At 73.6% G+C, this 16,267-nt stretch carries 13 protein-coding genes; 6 read left to right on the forward strand and 7 right to left on the reverse strand.

Annotation, left to right across the window (positions count from 1 at the left end; translation table 11 throughout):
- Positions 1–25: 25 nt before the first annotated feature.
- The gene (locus tag KGD84_RS24535) at positions 26–1,558 is read left to right on the forward strand and encodes a GDSL-type esterase/lipase family protein (RefSeq protein ID WP_260697153.1); all 1,533 of its coding nucleotides are present in this window, start codon (positions 26–28) and stop codon (positions 1,556–1,558) included.
- Between the two features lie 72 nt (positions 1,559–1,630).
- On the opposite strand, the gene rocD is transcribed toward KGD84_RS24535, so the two are convergent.
- Entirely contained in the window at positions 1,631–2,926 is a 1,296-nt protein-coding gene (rocD, locus tag KGD84_RS24540; protein WP_220562732.1) for an ornithine--oxo-acid transaminase, read from the reverse strand.
- Between the two features lie 398 nt (positions 2,927–3,324).
- Between rocD and KGD84_RS24545 the strand changes: the two genes are divergently transcribed.
- From KGD84_RS24545 to thiD, 3 genes are all read left to right on the forward strand, one after another.
- Positions 3,325–5,037 (forward strand): acyl-CoA synthetase, encoded by a 1,713-nt coding sequence (locus tag KGD84_RS24545; protein ID WP_220562733.1) that lies wholly within the window; start codon positions 3,325–3,327, stop codon positions 5,035–5,037.
- 425 nt (positions 5,038–5,462) lie between these two features.
- Positions 5,463–6,173, forward strand: coding sequence for a DedA family protein (locus tag KGD84_RS24550; protein ID WP_255646779.1), 711 nt, complete (start codon positions 5,463–5,465; stop codon positions 6,171–6,173).
- Between the two features lie 143 nt (positions 6,174–6,316).
- Positions 6,317–7,120 (forward strand): bifunctional hydroxymethylpyrimidine kinase/phosphomethylpyrimidine kinase, encoded by an 804-nt coding sequence (gene thiD / locus KGD84_RS24555; protein WP_220562734.1) that lies wholly within the window; start codon positions 6,317–6,319, stop codon positions 7,118–7,120.
- Between the two features lie 79 nt (positions 7,121–7,199).
- Here the strand turns inward: thiD and KGD84_RS24560 are convergent, their stop codons facing one another.
- Both KGD84_RS24560 and KGD84_RS24565 read right to left on the reverse strand, forming a co-directional pair.
- Complete coding sequence (locus KGD84_RS24560) at positions 7,200–8,621, reverse strand: alanine/glycine:cation symporter family protein (RefSeq protein WP_220562735.1); 1,422 nt, start codon at positions 8,619–8,621, stop codon at positions 7,200–7,202.
- A gap of 219 nt (positions 8,622–8,840) precedes the next feature.
- On the reverse strand, positions 8,841–9,098 hold the full coding sequence (locus tag KGD84_RS24565; protein ID WP_220562736.1) for a DUF6457 domain-containing protein: 258 nt from the start codon (positions 9,096–9,098) through the stop codon (positions 8,841–8,843).
- A 224-nt stretch (positions 9,099–9,322) separates the two neighbouring features.
- Between KGD84_RS24565 and KGD84_RS24570 the strand changes: the two genes are divergently transcribed.
- Entirely contained in the window at positions 9,323–10,528 is a 1,206-nt protein-coding gene (locus KGD84_RS24570; RefSeq protein ID WP_255646780.1) for a glycosyltransferase family 4 protein, read from the forward strand.
- Positions 10,529–10,636: 108 nt separating this feature from the next.
- Here KGD84_RS24570 and KGD84_RS24575 read toward each other — a convergent pair whose 3' ends face one another.
- Positions 10,637–11,971, reverse strand: coding sequence for a pyridoxal phosphate-dependent aminotransferase (locus KGD84_RS24575; RefSeq protein WP_220562737.1), 1,335 nt, complete (start codon positions 11,969–11,971; stop codon positions 10,637–10,639).
- Between the two features lie 132 nt (positions 11,972–12,103).
- Between KGD84_RS24575 and KGD84_RS24580 the strand changes: the two genes are divergently transcribed.
- Positions 12,104–13,048, forward strand: a complete 945-nt coding sequence (locus tag KGD84_RS24580) for a LysR family transcriptional regulator (RefSeq protein WP_220562738.1) — start codon at positions 12,104–12,106, stop codon at positions 13,046–13,048.
- A gap of 183 nt (positions 13,049–13,231) precedes the next feature.
- Here the strand turns inward: KGD84_RS24580 and KGD84_RS24585 are convergent, their stop codons facing one another.
- From KGD84_RS24585 to KGD84_RS24595, 3 genes are all read right to left on the reverse strand, one after another.
- Complete coding sequence (locus KGD84_RS24585; RefSeq protein ID WP_220562739.1) at positions 13,232–13,567, reverse strand: hypothetical protein; 336 nt, start codon at positions 13,565–13,567, stop codon at positions 13,232–13,234.
- A gap of 140 nt (positions 13,568–13,707) precedes the next feature.
- Positions 13,708–14,931: a glycosyltransferase gene (locus KGD84_RS24590; protein WP_220562740.1), complete on the reverse strand. Its 1,224-nt coding sequence runs from the start codon at positions 14,929–14,931 to the stop codon at positions 13,708–13,710.
- A 17-nt stretch (positions 14,932–14,948) separates the two neighbouring features.
- The gene (locus KGD84_RS24595; RefSeq protein ID WP_220562741.1) at positions 14,949–15,842 is read right to left on the reverse strand and encodes a DMT family transporter; all 894 of its coding nucleotides are present in this window, start codon (positions 15,840–15,842) and stop codon (positions 14,949–14,951) included.
- Positions 15,843–16,267 lie beyond the last annotated feature (425 nt).

Genomic DNA, 16,267 nt, shown 5'->3' on the forward strand with positions numbered 1-16,267 from the left:
GGAGACAGGGGAGGCGGTGGCGGCGGTGCCCACCGGTGACGAGGTGTCCGGAACCCCCGGGGAGACCCCGGACCCGACCCCTCCCGAGGACTCCGGGAACGGGACCGGCAAGGCCGCCGGCAAGGCCGCCGGCAAGGCCCCGGACACCGGAGCCACGGCCCGCCCGGAACCCTCCGACAGCACCGCGAACCCAGAGGACCCAGAGGGCGCAGGGAGCGCCGAGAGCTCTAGGGCCGCGGCGGGCACGGAGACCGTCGGCGCCACCGCGAACACAGCGGCCCCAGGAAACGCCGGGGACGCAGGAGATCCAGAGGTCCCAACGGACACCGAGGGCACCGGGGCCACGGCGCGGCCGCCGCGGCGCCGCACCCGGCTGCGCACCCGGATCGGCGTCGGCGTGTCCCTGGTGCTGGTCCTCTCCCTCATCGTCATGCTCACCGTGCCCGCCGGCCGCGACTCCCTGCGCTCCCTGTGGTGCGAGATCACCGGCGGCGTGTGCCCGGCCGAGGACCTGCCCCCCATCACCGAGGAGGAGCAGGCCGACTGGCGAGAGCGGGTGAGCCCCCAGGACGGCGCCCTGTGGGGCAACTACGTGGCGCTGGGCGACTCCTACTCCTCCGGCGACGGCGCGGGCGACTACGCCCCCGAGACCGCCGTGCCCGGCGGCTGCTGGCGCTCGTCCAACGCCTACGCCCACCTCATCGAGGACGAGTTCGACTTCGCCGGGTCCCTGGCCTTCTACGCGTGCAGCAGCCACAAGGGCCGCGAGATGCTCGACGAGCTGGGCACCCCCGAGTCCCAGATCGAGCGGGTCACCGAGCACACCTCCCTGGTGACGCTCGGGATCGGCGGCAACGACCTGGGGTTCATCCCGGTGCTGCGCACCTGCATCGTGCGGATGCCGCTGCTGGAGAGCGGCGTCTGCACCGAGCAGGAGGAGGACATCGAGAAGCGCATGCGGCAGTTCGAGGAGACCCTGGACACCGTCATCGCGGAGATCCGCGAACGCGCCCCCGACGCCCGCCTGCTGGTGCTGGGCTACCCCCGGCTGTTCCCCGAGGAGCCGCCGGCGATGTACTACACGCTGACCGTCAACGACCAGCTGTGGCTCAACGGGATCGCCGAGCGGTTCAACGAGCGCATCCGGAACGCGGTGTACCGGGCCGACGGCGACGTCTACGGGTCCCGGGGCACCGGCAGCGTGGAGTACGTCAACACCTTCTCCGCGCTCGCCGGCCACGAGGTCAGCGCCGAGGACGCCTGGCTGAACGGGATCGTGCTGGGCCGGTTCGGCGAGGGGCTCAAGGTGGACCGGGCGACGTTCCACCCCACCGCGCAGGGGCAGATGTCGATCGCCGAGCGGGTGCGCCTGCAGATCGTCGAGGGCCCCGAGCGCGTGCTGTACGTGTCGCGGGAGACCCTGGAGCGGGTGGATGAGTCGCTGCTCAACACCGAGCTGGGCGGGCCGCTGGACCCGGTGCACGCGCCCTCGGGCGGCCCCTCCGACGCGGCCTCCGCGTCGCCGTCGGAGTCCCCCGTCAACGAGGCGGGCGGCTGACCGGTCCCCGGCCGGACGCGGCGGAGCCCGCCCCCGGTCCGGGGACGGGCTCCGCACGGGTCCGCGGGGCGGTCAGCGCCCGGCCCGCAGGTCCTCCAGCACCTCGGCGAACCGGTCCAGGCCCCAGTTGAGGTCCTCCTCGCTGATCACCAGCGGCGGGGACATGCGCACGGTGGAGCCGTGGGTGTCCTTGACCAGCACACCGTTGCGGGCCAGCCGCTCGCACATCTCCTTGCCGGAGGCGAGCGCCGGGTCGACGTCCACACCGGCCCACAGGCCGATGCTGCGCACGGAGAGCACGCCCTTGCCGACGAACTCCTCCAGGCGGCGGCTGAACACCTCGCCCAGCTTGCGCGCGTTCTCCAGGTAGGGGCCCTCGGTCAGCATCCGGACGACCGTGCTCCCCACCGCCCCGGCGAGCGGGTTCCCGCCGAAGGTGCTGCCGTGCTGGCCCGGCTTGATGACGCCGAGCACGTCCTCGTTCGCGACCATCGCCGACACCGGCAGGATGCCGCCGCCCAGCGCCTTGCCGAAGAGGTAGGCGTCGGGGACGACCCCGCTGTGCTCGCAGGCCCGGATCGTGCCGGTGCGGCCCAGGCCCGACTGGACCTCGTCGGCGATGAACAGGACGCGGTTGTCGTCGCAGATCTCCCGCACCCGCGGCAGGTAGTCGAGCGGCGGGACGATGACCCCGGCCTCGCCCTGCACGGGCTCGATGAGCACGGCGACCGTGGTGTCGTCGATGGCCGCCTCGATGGCCGCGGCGTCGCCGTAGGGCACCGAGCGGAAGCCCGGCGTGTACGGGCCGAAGCCGGTGCGGGCCTCGGGGTCGGAGGAGAAGGAGATGATCGTGGTGGTGCGGCCGTGGAAGTTGGCCCCGGCCACGACGATGGTGGCCTGGTTCTCGGGGACCCCCTTGACCTCGTAGCCCCACTTGCGGGCGACCTTGATGCCGGTCTCCACCGCCTCGGCGCCGGTGTTCATCGGCAGGACCTTCTCCTTGTCGACCATCCGGGCCAGGGCGTCCACCCAGGGGCCGAACTGGTCGTTGTAGAAGGCGCGGCTGGTGAGGGTCACCCGGTCGAGCTGGCGGTGGGCCGCGGCCAGCAGGTCGGGGTTGTGGTGTCCGAAGTTCATGGCCGAGTAGCCGGCCAGGCAGTCCAGGTAGCGCTCGCCCTCCACGTCCGTCACCCAGGCCCCGCGGCCCTCGGCGATGACGACGGGCAGGGGGGCGTAGTTGTGCGCGGAGTGCTCCTGCGCGAGTGCGATGTGGTCCGCGCTGGAGAGTGCGGGTGTGTCGTGTTCGGGAAGTGTCGCGCCGGGGTTCCCGGCGTCGTTCGCCTGCCCCAGGTTCTGGGTGTTGCTCATCCAACCGCTCCGATCACCATTGACCGATGTCAGACACTAGATACCCACCGCGGGGCCCGGTAGAGCCCCCGCCGGAGAGTCCCCAAGAGTTGAGCAGATGACCCGGTGACCCCACAAGGGGTGAGGTGTGTCACAAACGCACGACCGGGCCCGAAATCCGGGCCCCGCCGACGCCCCGGAAAGGCCGTGGAACAGGGCCGTCCGGGCCCTGTGACCGGGCCCGTGAAGTGGGGTGATGCGGTCCACACCCCCGGTGGCGATCGGCTCCCCTCCCGACGGGTACGGTCGGCACACAAGTCATCGACGCGTCGGCCGGAAGCCGGTCGGCGCCGGCGTCCCGCCGCGAGCCCCCGTGCCGTGGACGGCAGCGCCGCATCCGCCGCCAAGGGAGGCCGCCCGTGCGTTCATCGCCCGGACCCGCCGCGCCGCAGACCGCCGCGTCGCCCGCGACGGCCGACCCCGACGCCGCGTTCTCGCTGACCCGGCTGTTCGACGCCGTCGCCGACGCGGTGCCCGAGCGGACCGCCCTGGTCGCCGGGGGTCGCGTCGTCTCCTACGCCGGGTTGCGCGGGCGCGCGGACCGGCTGGCCCGCCACCTGGCGGACGCGGGCGTGCGCCGCGGCGAGCACGTGGCGATCCTGGCCTTCAACCGGGCCGAGTGGACGGAGTCGTTCCTGGGGGTGCTGCGCGCGGGCGCGGTGCCGGTGAACGTCAACTACCGCTACGTGGCGGGCGAGCTGCGCCACGTCCTGGCCGACTCCCACGCGGTGGCGCTGATCGCCGAGGAGTCCCTGGCCGCGACGGTGGCCCGGGTCCGCCCCGACCTGCCCCGGCTGCGCCACGCGGTGCTGCTGGAGGACGGCGCGGGTCCCGCGGCCCGCGAGGCCGTGCGCGCCGCCTTCCCCGGGGCCGTGGGCTACGAGGACGCGCTGGCCGGGGCCCCGCTGGACCGGGCGCTGCCGCCCACCTCGGGCTCGGACCACTACCTGCTGTACACCGGCGGCACCACCGGCTACCCCAAGGGCGTCCTGTGGCGGCAGGCCGACATCTTCCGGGCGGCGATCGAGCGCCGCTCCCCCGGCGCCCCGCGCGCCCGCTCCCCCCGCGACGTGGCCGAACGCGCCCGCGCCTGCTTCCCCCAGCGCATGCTGGTGCTGGGGCCGCTGATGCACGCCGCCGGGCAGTGGAACGCGCTGAGCATGCTGCTGTGCGGCAAGCGCGTGGTGCTGTCCACCGACCGCAGCTTCCGCGCCGAGAGGGTGGTGGCGCTGGCCCACCGGGAGGGCGTGCACACGCTCCAGGTGGTGGGCGACGCGATGGCCCGCCCGCTGGCCCGGCACCTGCTCACCGAGCCCGGCCTGTGCCCGGACCTGTCCGCGGTGCGCTCGGGCGGGACACCGCTGACCCCGCCGGTGCGCGGCCTGTGGCGCGCCTGGCGCGAGGACATCGCCCTGGCCGACTCCTACGGGGGCTCGGAGACCGGGGTGTGCGGTTCGGCGACCGGCGGACAGGACGCCGAGGGCGGCGCGGAGCCGCTGACCGGCTCCCGGGACGGCCGCAGCTTCACCATGGGCGGCAGCATCGCCGTGCTGGACGAGCACCTGCGCCCGGTGCCGCCGGGGTCGGCGGCGGTCGGCCGCATCGCGCGGACCGGCCGGATCCCGCTGGGGTACTACAACGACCCGATCGCCACGGCGCGCACGTTCCCCACCGATGCGGAGGGGCGCCGCTGGGCGCTGTCGGGCGACTTCGGCACCCGGGCCGCCGACGGGTCGATCGTGCTGCTGGGACGCGGCAGCGTCGTCATCAACACGGCGGGCGAGAAGGTGTACCCCGAGGAGGTCGAGGCGGCGCTCAAGGCCCACCCGTCGGTGGAGGACGCCATCGTGGTGCCCGCCCCGGACGAGCTGCTGGGGCAGCGCGTCACCGCGCTGGTGTCGCTGGCCGCGGGCGCGGCGCCGGACGAGCCGGGCCTGCTGGCGTTCTGCCGGGTGCGGCTGGCCGGGTTCAAGGTGCCCCGGACCGTGCACTTCGTGGACCGGGTGCGGCGCACCGCGGTCGGCAAGCAGGACTACCGGTGGGCGTCGTCGGTGGTCCGGGGAGGCGTCTGAGGGGGCCGGAACCGGCCATGCGGGGTCCCGCAGCACTGTGCTGTGGGACTCCTTCTTTTTCGGCTTCTGAGCGGCGGCGTCCCTGCACGACCGAAAAATCGAACAGTGGATGACAAAACGCCTGTTCGCCCCGCCCCTTCCCTCCCCCGGTGCCCCCGATGGCACGGGGTGGGGGAATCCGCACCCCGTCCCCGCGGCCGCCCACAGCGACCGTTTCCGCTTGTACCTTAGGAGAAGGCAGGCCGAGGACGCCCCTGAGCGGGGAGACCGTCCCACCCCGCCCGCACGAGCAGACGAAGGACCCGTGACGGACCGGGCACCCCTGCCGGCCGCGTGAGAGCGGTCCGCACCCCTCCCCAGAACCGGCGGAGTCCTTCCCCTCCCCCAGACCCGCCCGCAAAGCACGAAGAAGAAGAGGAACCCGGATGCCAGCGAATCTGTGGACGATGTCGGCCCTGGCCATGAACACGTCGGTCGAGGAGGAGATCGTCCACGAGTACGAGGGGTTCATCGGGTGGGTCCTGAACCTCATGGTGACCCTGGGCGAGCCCGGTGTGGGCGTGGCCCTGTTCATCGAGACCTTCTTCCCCCCGATGCCCAGTGAGGCCGTCCTGCCCGGCGCGGGCTTCCTCGCCTACGACGGCCAGATGAACGTCTGGCTCGCCATCCTGTGGGCCACCATCGGCTGCCTCGTCGGCGCCTGGGGCTTCTACGCGATCGGCGCGCTGCTGGGCCGCGAACGCACCATGTGGCTGGTCGAGAAGACCCCGCTGCTGGAGATCGGCGACTTCCACAAGGCCGAGAAGTTCTTCGAGCGCTTCGGCGGCATGGCCGTCCTGCTGGGCCGGTGCGTGCCCCTGGTCCGCAGCTTCATCTCCGTCCCGGCCGGCATCGAGCGGATGCCGCTGCTGAAGTTCTCCCTCTACACCGTCATCGGCTCGGCCGTGTGGAACACCATCTGGATCGGCCTGGGCTTCGTCTTCGGCCCGGCCATCAAGCCCATCCTGGTCCAGTGGAGCGGCCTGATCAGCAACATCGTGCTGGTCGTCATCGCCCTGCTGCTGCTGTGGTTCGTGGTGGTCCGGGTCCTCAAGATCGTCCGGGCGCGCGGGGCGCAGAACACGCCCACCGCCTGACCGCCCCACCGGCGGCATCCTCAACCGAAGGACCCTCCCGGGTCCGCACGGCGCGGGGTGCCGGGGCGCGGCCGACCGGCCGCGCCCCGGCTGAGAGCACACCCGTCGAACCTGCCCTAGTTAGCACTAGCGAAGGAACGCCCATGAGCGCGTACAACATCGTGTCCATCGCCGGCAGCGACCCCAGCGGGGGCGCCGGGATCCAGGCCGACCTCAAGGCCTTCTCCGCCCACGGGACGTTCGGGATGAGCGTGATCGCCGCGCTCACCGCGCAGTCCACCCGGGGCGTCACCGGGGTCCACCCCGTCCCCGCCGACTTCGTGGTCCGCCAGATGGACACCCTCTTCTCCGACGCGACCGTGCACGCGGTCAAGGTCGGGATGCTCGGCACCGCCGAGATCACCGAGGCCGTCGCCGAGGCGATCGGGCGGCACGGGCTGCCCAACGTCGTGGTCGACCCGGTGATGGTGGCCAAGAGCGGCGACCGGCTGCTGGAGGCCTCGGCCACCAAGGCGCTGCGCACCGCGCTGCTGCCCCGCGCCGACCTGATCACCCCCAACCTGCCCGAGGCCGCCGACCTGCTGGAGGAGGACGAGGCGACGGACCTGGAGGGGATGCGCGCCCAGGCCCGCCGCCTGCTGGAGCTGGGCCCGCGCCGGGTGCTGCTCAAGGGCGGCCACCTGGAGGGCGGGGAGAGCGTGGACGTCCTGGTGTCCCGGGACGGAGAGCACCGGGAGTTCTCCGCGCCCCGCGTGGACACCCGCAACACCCACGGCACCGGCTGCACCCTGTCGTCGTCCATCGCGGCGCTGCTGCCGCAGCGCCCGGACGCGGCCTCCGCCGTGGCCGACGCCAAGGCCTACCTGACCGAGGCCCTGCGCCGCGCCGACGAGATCGACGCGGGCGGCGGCCAGGGCCCCGTCCACCACTTCCACGCCTGGTGGTGACCCGGGCACGGGAACGCGAGAGGGGGACCGGCCCGAGCGGCCGGTCCCCCTTTTCCCGTTCCACGGCGTGCCGTGGCGGCTAGCCCTTGACGACGTCGTCCATCAGGGCGTCGGGGTTCTTCCAGTCCGGGTGGGCGAAGAACTTCCTGGTCTCCGCCACCACGAGCGGCGACAGCACCAGCAGGCCCACCAGGTTGGGCAGCGCCATCAGGCCGTTGGCGATGTCGCTGAACAGCCACACCGAGTCCAGGCTGGCCACGGAGCCGACGAACACGACGACGATGAACAGGAGCCGGTAGGGCAGCACGAAGCGCCGGCCCACCAGGAACTCGATGCACCGGTCGCCGTAGTAGGACCAGCCGAGCAGGGTCGTGAAGGCGAACACCGCGACGGAGATCGCCACGACCACCGCGCCCGCGGGGGCCAGGGACGGGCTGATGGCCTCCAGGCCCTGCGTCATCGCCTGGCTGGTGAGCAGGGAGCCGTCCTCGGCGTTCTCGCCCTGCCAGACACCGGTGGTGATGATGACCATGCAGGTCATGGTGACCACGATGATGGTGTCGATGAAGGTCTGGGTCATGGAGACCATGGCCTGGCGGACCGGCTGCCGGGTCTTGGCCGCGGCGGCGGCGATGCCGCCGGTGCCCAGGCCCGACTCGTTGGAGAAGATGCCGCGCGCGAAGCCCATCTGGATGGCGATCAGCACGGTGGAGCCGGCGAAGCCGCCGGCGGCCGCGGTGCCGGTGAAGGCGTCGGTGACCACGAGCTGGAGCGCGGGCAGGAGCTGCGCCCAGTTGGCGGCGAGCACGGCCAGGCAGATGCCGACGTAGCCGATGATCATGATCGGCACGAGCGCGGAGGCGACCCGGCCGATGCTCTTGATGCCGCCGAGGATGACCGCGGCGGTCAGCACCATGAGGACGAGGCCGATGATCCAGGTGTCGACCCCGGTCACGCTGTTGATCTGCTGGGCGACGGTGTTGGCCTGGCTGCCGTTGCCGATGCCGAAGGCGGCGATCGCGCCGAAGACGGCGAAGAGCACGCCCAGGACGGTGCCGAAGCCCCCGCCGATGCCGTACTTGAGGTAGTACATCGGGCCGCCGCTCTGCTCGCCCTTGGCGTCGGCGCGGCGGAACTTCACACCCAGCAGGGCCTCGCTGTACTTGGTCGCCATGCCGAGGAACCCGACGACCCACATCCAGAAGAGGGCGCCGGGGCCGCCGATGCCGATGGCGAGCGCCGCGCCGGCGATGTTGCCGACGCCGACGGTGGCCGCGAGGGCCGTGCTGAGCGCCTGGTAGTGGGAGATGTCCCCCTCTACGGAGTCGTCCTCCTTGCGCCGGACGAGCGCCAGCCACAGGGCGTGCGGGAGCTTGAGGAGCTGGAGGAGGTTCAGGCGGATGGTGAGGAAAAGGCCGACGGCGAACAGCAGCGGGATGAGGACGAACGGTCCCCAGATGATGCCGCTGATGAGGCCGGCCATTTCAAGGAGCTGGTCCACGGGGGATCTCCCTGTCGGTCAGTGGATGGGGCCGAGGGCACCGCGGGTGTCGGCGCGCGGGGGGCGGGTGCCCTCGTGGACGTGTCGGCACTGGTGGTGGCCTCGCGTCATCGGCAAAGAATCGCAGTGGTGCGTAACGAACACGTCACACACCTTCGACATGCCGGTCTCACCGGGAACCGGGGCGGGCTCCCTCTCGTTCTCCGCCCCTCGGCGGTGTCACGTGCCGCTCCCGTCGTCCCCGGCCCGGCTCCGGGCGAGTTCGCCCAGCATCCGCGCCGCGGCCTCGGGGTCGGCCCCGTGGCCCACGGCGATGCCGAGCAGGTAGGCCGTGAGCGGCGCCGCCGGGCGGGCGACGGAGTGCGCGGCGTCCTTGGCGAGGTCGAGGACGCGGTCCACGTCCTTGCGGTCCATGGCCTCGGTCTCCGGAAGCCCGAGTGCGACGCGGACCTCATCGGCCCATTCCACGAGAGTCACCGTTCCACTCCTCAGAGCAATGATTCGATCACGTGATGCGATCTTAGCCACCGACGGGTCATCTGCGGTCAACCCGGGTGCGGGGGCACCGTCCGTGGTCCGTCACCGCGCGCTCGGTGAGCCCACGCCCGCGCGACGCGTCCGGTTCCCTCCGCGCCCCATCCGGGTTCACCCGCGCCTTCTAGCGTCGAGGACACGTCCCCCCGGCGTTGGGAGCCGCCCGCATGTCCCCCCTCGACACCTTCCGCGACCCGACCCCCGCCTCCGCCGACAAGCAGCGCCCGCTGCGCGTCGCCATCGTGACCGAGTCCTTCCTGCCCCAGGTGAACGGGGTGACCAACTCCGTGTGCCGGGTCGCCGACCTGTTGGCCGCCCGGGGCCACCAGGCGCTGGTCCTGGCCCCGGGGCACGACGGCCCCACCCGTTACGCGGGCTTCCCGGTGGTGCGCACGCCCTCGGTGCCGCTGCCCGTGTACCGCGACTTCGCCCTGGGCCTGCCCGCCCGCCGCACCCTGACCACCGCCATCCGCTCGTTCTCCCCGGACCTGGTGCACCTGGCCTCGCCGGCCCTGATGGGCCTGGCCACGGTGGAGGCGGCCCGGCGCTGGGCGCTGCCGACGGTGGCGGTGTTCCAGACCGACCTGCCGGGCTTCGCCCGGAGGTACGGGCTGCCCGGGCACGAGCACCTGTGGTCGGGACTGCGGCGCGTCCACGCCGCCGCGGACCGCACGCTGGTGCCCTCCTCCGCGACGATGGAGGCCCTGTCCGCGCGCGGGTTCCCCCGGCTGGCCCTGTGGCGGCGGGGGGTGGACACCGACCGCTTCCGCCCGGAGCACCGCGACGGGGCGCTGCGCCGGGCGCTGGCCCCCGGCGGGGAGGCGATCATCGGCTACGTCGGTCGGCTGGCCAAGGACAAGCGCGTCGACCTGCTGGAACACGTGCTGAAGCTGCGCGGTGTGAAGGTGGTCGTGGTCGGGGACGGCCCGGAGCTGCCCCGGCTGCGGCGGCGCCTGCGCGGCGCGGTCTTCACCGGCCAGCGCACCGGCGGCGACCTGTCCCGGCTGTACGCCTCCCTGGACGTGTTCGTGCACACCGGGGCCGACGAGACGTTCTGCCAGACGGTCCAGGAGGCGCTGGCCTCGGGGGTCCCGGTGGTCGCCCCGGCCGCGGGCGGCCCGCTGGACCTGGTGGAGGACGGCGTCAACGGGCTGCTGTACGCCCCGGACTCGGTGCGCGAGCTGCGGGTGGCGGTGGGGCGGCTGGCCCACAACCGCGCCCTGCGCGCCGACCTCGCGGGCCGGGCGCGGGCGTCGGTGGAGCACCGCACCTGGGAGGCGGTGGGCGACGAGCTGCTGGCCCACTACCGGTCGGTGCTGGCCCCCAGCCGCGAGCTGGCCGCCGGGGAGTCCCCGGCGCTGCCCGCCCGCTGAGGGGTCCCGGCCCTCCCCCTCCCCACTCCCGCGACCATCACGGACGACGGTGCCCCTCCCTTGACCCGACCCCCGGGGAAGGGCACCGTCCGCCCCTCTCTCCCCTGGTCAGTGGACGGGTTCGGCAGCCGCCCGCACGAGCGTCGGCGCCACCACCGCGGACACCGGGGTGGCCGTCAGAGCGTCCAGCACCTCGGCGAGCCGGTCCAGGTGGGCGTGGATCCAGGGCAGCGCCAGCGGGTCGGTGGCGGCCAGCGCGGCGTAGCGGCGCTCCTCGGTGTCCCCGTAGAGCAGGCTGGTGGCGACCCGCATGCGCAGGGCCTGCGGCCCCTCCCCGAACTCGGCGGCGGGCAGCACGCCCATGCCGAACCGCTCCAGCAGCAGCCCGGTGAGCCCGGGCCCGGTGGTGACGCCGTGCAGTCCGGCCAGCCGCTCGCGCATCGGCTCGAAGTCCGGGTAGAGGTAGAACCCGGCCCGCGGCGGGGCGAGGGTCGCCCCGGCCCCGGTGAACACGTCCGCGACGGCGCGGGCGACGATCCCGTGCAGGCGGCGGCTGCGGTCGATGTGGTCGACGAGTTCGGCGGGCTCGGTGAAGGCGTGGGCGGCGGCCTCCTGGACGGGGGCGGCCGGGCTGGACCAGATCTCGCTGGCCACACCGAGCAGGCCGCCGCGCAGCCGGTGCCCCAGCTCGGAGTCGGGCAGGCGCAGGACCCCGATCCGCCAGCCGCCCAGGGCGAGGTTCTTGCTCAGCCCGGTGGAGATGACGGTGCGCTCGGGGGCGAACTCGGCGGGGCTGTGCACGTGGACGGGCTCCCCGCCGGGGCCGACCGGGTGGACGAGGTCGCGGTAGATCTCGTCGGAGATGATCACCAGGTCCAGCTCGCGGGCGACCTCGGCCAGGCGGCGCACGGTCTCGCGGCTCGCCAGGGTGCCGGTCGGGTTGTCGGGCAGGGTCGCGATGACCGCGTTGACGGTGCGGCCCTGCGCGCGCGCCGCGGTGACGGCCGCGTGCAGCAGGTCGGGCTGGGGAACGCCGCCCTCGCCGCCGCCCGCGGTCGGGACGAGCAGGGGGCGGGCGCCCACCAGCCGGCTCTGCGCGGCGTAGCTGACCCAGCTGGGCGCGGCGATGGCGGTGTCCCCGCCCAGTTCCAGCAGGAGGCTGTACAGCAGCGGCTTGCTGCCGGGCCCGGCGATCACCATGCCGGGGTCGGTGGGCAGCCCGCGGCGCTCCCAGTAGCCCGCGGCGGCCTCGCGCAGGGCGGCGACCCCGGCGACGGGGCCGTAGGAGTTGGCGCCGTTGCCCGCCGTGAGGCGGTCGCGCATGACCGGGTGGACCGGCAGACCGGCCTCACCGAACCCCAGGGGCAGCACGCGCACCCCCTGGCGGCGCTTCTCGGCGAGGGCTTCGTTGACGGCGAGGGTCGCGGAAACAGTGACGGCCATGTGATGACTCATCTCCGGCTCAGGGTCGGCGTGCGGCCGTCGTTCCAGGTGACGGCCTCTCATCCCTCACCCTGCCCAGGAACACCCTTCAGTACAAGCGAGTCTTTTCGATGGTGAGCGTAAGCTGTTCTTATGCTCGATCTCCGACGCCTCCAGATCCTGCGCGAGTTCTCCGCCCGGGGCACGATCGCGGCCACGGCCGCGGCCCTGGGGTACACGCCCTCGGCCATCTCCCAGCAGCTGTCCGCGCTGGAGAAGGAGACGGGGGTGGCGCTGCTGGACCGCACCCCGCGCGGGGCGGAGCTGACCGACGCCGGCCGGCTCCTGGTCGCCCAGGCCGAGGAGATCCTGGCCCTGGTGGAGGCCACCGAGTCGGTCCTGGCCGAGCAGGCCGACATGGCGCTGGGCGTGGTGACGGTGACGGCGTTCCCGACCGCCGCCGTGGCGTTCGCCCCGCTGCTGGCGCCGTCGCTGCGGGTGCACGAGGGGATGCAGCTGGTGCTGCGCCAGACGCTGCTGTCGACGGGGACGGAGAAGGTCCGCTCGCGGGAGGTGGACATCGCCCTGGTCGACGACTGGAGCGGACAGCACCCGGGGCGGGGGGCGGACAGCGGGCTGCGCCACGTGCACCTGCTGCGCGACCCGATGGTGCTGGCCGTCCCGCAGGGACACCGGCTGGCCGACCCGGAGGAGCCGGTGGTGCTGGAGCGGCTGCTGGGCGAGTCGTGGATCGTGGCGCCCGAGGGCGAGCGCTCGCGCTACGGGACCGACCTGCTGCTGGCGGAGGTGGGCGGGCTGCCGGGGGCGGCCTGGGAGTTCGAGGGGCTGGGCACGGTGCTGAGCCTGGTCTCGCGCGGTATCGGGATCGCGGCGGTGCCGTCGCTGGCGATGGTGGGCGCCCCGGCGGGGCTGGTCCACCGGACGCTGCCCGGGCGGGTCCCGGCCCGGCACGTGTACGCGGTGGTGCGCCCGGCCTCGCTGCGCCGCCCTGCGGTCCAGGTCACCCTCCAGGCGCTGCGGACCGCGGCTCGGACCGTGGCCGAGGAGCTGGACGCGCTCACCGACCGCCCCTCCTGAGGCCCGCGCCCGCGGAGGCCGCCGGAGCCGCGCGGGGACGGCCGTCGGCCCTCCGGCCCCAGGGCCGCGGCGAGCCCGGGGGACGGCGACGGCGACCGGTCCCGGGGCCGCGGCCGGTCCCGGACATGACGGTGGCCCGGCCGTTCGGCCGGGCCACCGCGGGCCTCCCCGCTCCGGTGTCCTTCAATCGTCCTCATCGCCGCTCCGGCGCCGCGCCCGGTCGACGCGGCGGCGCAGTTTGCGGCAGACGTGCAGCGCGCGGTCCCGGTCGTCCCGGGCGTTCCACCACCGGGCGTAGGCCTCCAGCCGGCGTTGTCGCAGTGCCTCCAGTTCGGCCTCCATGCGGGTCACCCGGTGCTCCAGGTCGATGCGTTCCCGTTCGAACGCCGACATGTCGCGCTCGTGGAACCCGGCTTCGCGTTCGGCGTCGAGCAGTCGGTCGTTGAGGGCCTGGTTCCCGTCACCGCCGCGGGTGATCCTGCCGAGGCCGCTCCGTCCATTGATCCCTTCGAACCACACACCCCATGTGTTTCCCGAGCCGCATGGATATCACCGTCAGCCACGCAAAGAATGCGGAAAGTGGCAAACCTCAGATTATTCGCAATTCAGACAAAGACGACAAATACCCCTACGATCCCCCGGCCGCCGCTTGACCGCCCTCAGGCGGCCAGCCGCTCCAGGTACGCGGGCCGGGGCGCCGCGGGCAGCAGCCCCCGGTAGACCTCCTCGAACCGCTCCAGCGAGCGGTGGTGGTCGTGCCGCGCCGCCAGCTCCCGGCTGGCCTCGCCCATCGCCGCCCGGGACCGCTCCGAGCCCAGCACGGTGAGCAGCCGGTCGGCCAGGAGGCGCGGTTCGCCGGGCGGGAACAGGAAGCCGTTGCGCCCCTCCTCCACCAGGTGCGGCAGCGCCATGGCGTCCGCGACCACCACCGGCAGCCCCGTGGACATCGCCTCCAGGGTCGCGATGCTCTGGAGCTCCGCCACGCTCGCGATGGCGAACACGTCCGCCGCCGCGTACACCAGCGGCAGCTCGTCGTCCGGCACGAAGCCCAGGAAGAACACCCGGTCGGCGACCCCCTCGGCGGCCGCCAGCGCCCGCAGCCGCGCCTCGCAGCGGCCCAGGCCGGCCAGGGCCAGCTGGACGTCCCGCTCCCGGGACACCAGGGCCAGCGCCCGGATCGTGTCGTCGATCCGCTTCTCCTCGTCCAGCCGCCCCACGAACACCACGGTCTCCCGGTCCGGCAGGCCGAACCCCTCCCGCAGCGCGGACCGCTCCGCCGGACGCGGGTGGAAGCGCTCCAGGTCGATCCCGCACGAGATCGGCTCGACCTCCCCGGCGAACCCCTTCTCCCTCAGCAGCGCCGCGGCGCGCGGGGTCGGCGTGGTCACGTGGTCGGCCTCCCCCGCCACCCGCACCATGTCCCGCCAGGCCAGGTCGCCCACCGCCGTCCGCATCGCCTCGGGGATCCGCGCGTGAGCGTACAGGTTGTCCGGCATGAAGTGGTTGGTCAGCACCACCGGGATGCCCGCCGTGCGCCCCCTGCGCATCGCCGTGCGGCTCAGCGTGAAGTGGCTCTGCGAGTGGAGCACGTCCGGGTCCAGGCGCTGCACCAGGCGGGCGATGTGGCCGCCCATGCCCAGCGGCACGGCGGCGCGCATATCGGTCTGGAGGGGGATCGGCGCCGACCGGAGCCGGTGCTCCATCACCCGCCCGTTGCGGCGCACGTACGGGTCCCCCTCGTCGGAGGGGCACACCACGTGCACCCGGTGCCCGCGGTCCGCGAGCCCCTCGGCCAACCGGTGGGTGAAGTATCCGGCCCCGTTGACGTCGGGCGGGTAGGTGTCGGTGGCGATGAGGACGCGCAGCGCTCTGGACTGGGCCATGTGTGGAACTCCTTCGTTCAGCGGTCGCGGGTGCGGGCCGTGCTCGTGTGCGTGTGCGCCCCCTTCGCCTCGGGGTTGCGGTGCCGGGTGCGGGCCAGGGCGATGGTCCCGGCCATCGCCAGGGCCGTGAAGCCGAGCGCTCCGACCTGGGCCGCGAGCGTCTCGGGAGCGCCCTCCCCCAGGAGGATCGCGCCGATCCCCACGCTGACCACGGGGTCGGTGATGAGGAGGGTCGCGTAGGCCGCCGCGAAGTGGCCGGTGCGGTAGGCGTTCTGCATGAGCAGCCCGCCGAAGACCGCCAGCACCAGGGCGAGCACGGTCAGCCAGCCGAAGACGGTCGTCCAGTCGACGACCGCGTTGGCGGTGATCACCCGGGCCAGGCCGGAGGTGGCGCCCAGGGCCGTGCCCCCCGCCAGCGCGAGCACGATCGCCCGGGCGCCGCTGCGCATCCAGTGCGCGGTGAAGAACACGGCCAGGCCGACGAAGAGGGTGGTCCCGGTGAGGACCAGGGCGGCCCGGGTGGACATGACCGGCAGGTCGGCGCCGTGCGGGAACATCCACAGCACGCCGATGAGGCCGGCCATGACGGCGACCCCGGCGATGATCTGCGAGGTCCGCACCCGCTGGTGGTTGAACAGCGCCGACAGGACGATGGCGAACAGCAGCCCGGTGACGCCGATCGGCTGGATGATGGTGAGCGGAGCGCCGCTCAGGGCCAGCAGGTGCAGGCACACGCCCACCCCCGCGGCCAGGGTGCCCAGCAGCCAGCGCGGCTGGCGCAGCAGGTGCAGCAGGAACCCGGCGCGGGCCACCTGGCCCCCCGGGGCGCGCACGGCGTCGCGCTCCTGGAGGGCCGAGCCCAGGGCGAGCGCGAAGGCCCCCGTCACGGCGATGAGGACGGACCAGACCACCGTCACCACCCCCGGGGGGCGGACCGCCGCGGTCCCGTCGTCGCCTGCGCCACTCGTCGTCTCCTCCCGGCGCCCGGGCGGCTCCGGGCGCGTCCAACAACGCTACGGGCGGGGCTCCGCTCCGGCCATGACGCCAGCGCCCCTCTCGGGGTGTGGTACGCACCCCACCCCCTTGGGGGGTTCTCCTCCCCCAGCATCCACCGAAGCCGGTCCCCGCACGCTTTTCGGCGGATCGGACACGCCGGGCCGTTGTCCGGAGCCCTTCCGCGAAAGGCGGTGCGGTAAGGGCCGGGAGCGGTCAAAACCGGGTAAGGGGCGGCCGGAATGCGCGGTCCGGACCCGACCGCTCGAAGAACGGTGCTGCGCCGGAGGCGGCCTCCATGGCACCATGTCCCCTATTGGTCTAGACCGGATAGGAGCGCCCA

This window comes from Nocardiopsis changdeensis (genome assembly GCF_018316655.1).
Classification (GTDB): domain Bacteria; phylum Actinomycetota; class Actinomycetes; order Streptosporangiales; family Streptosporangiaceae; genus Nocardiopsis; species Nocardiopsis changdeensis.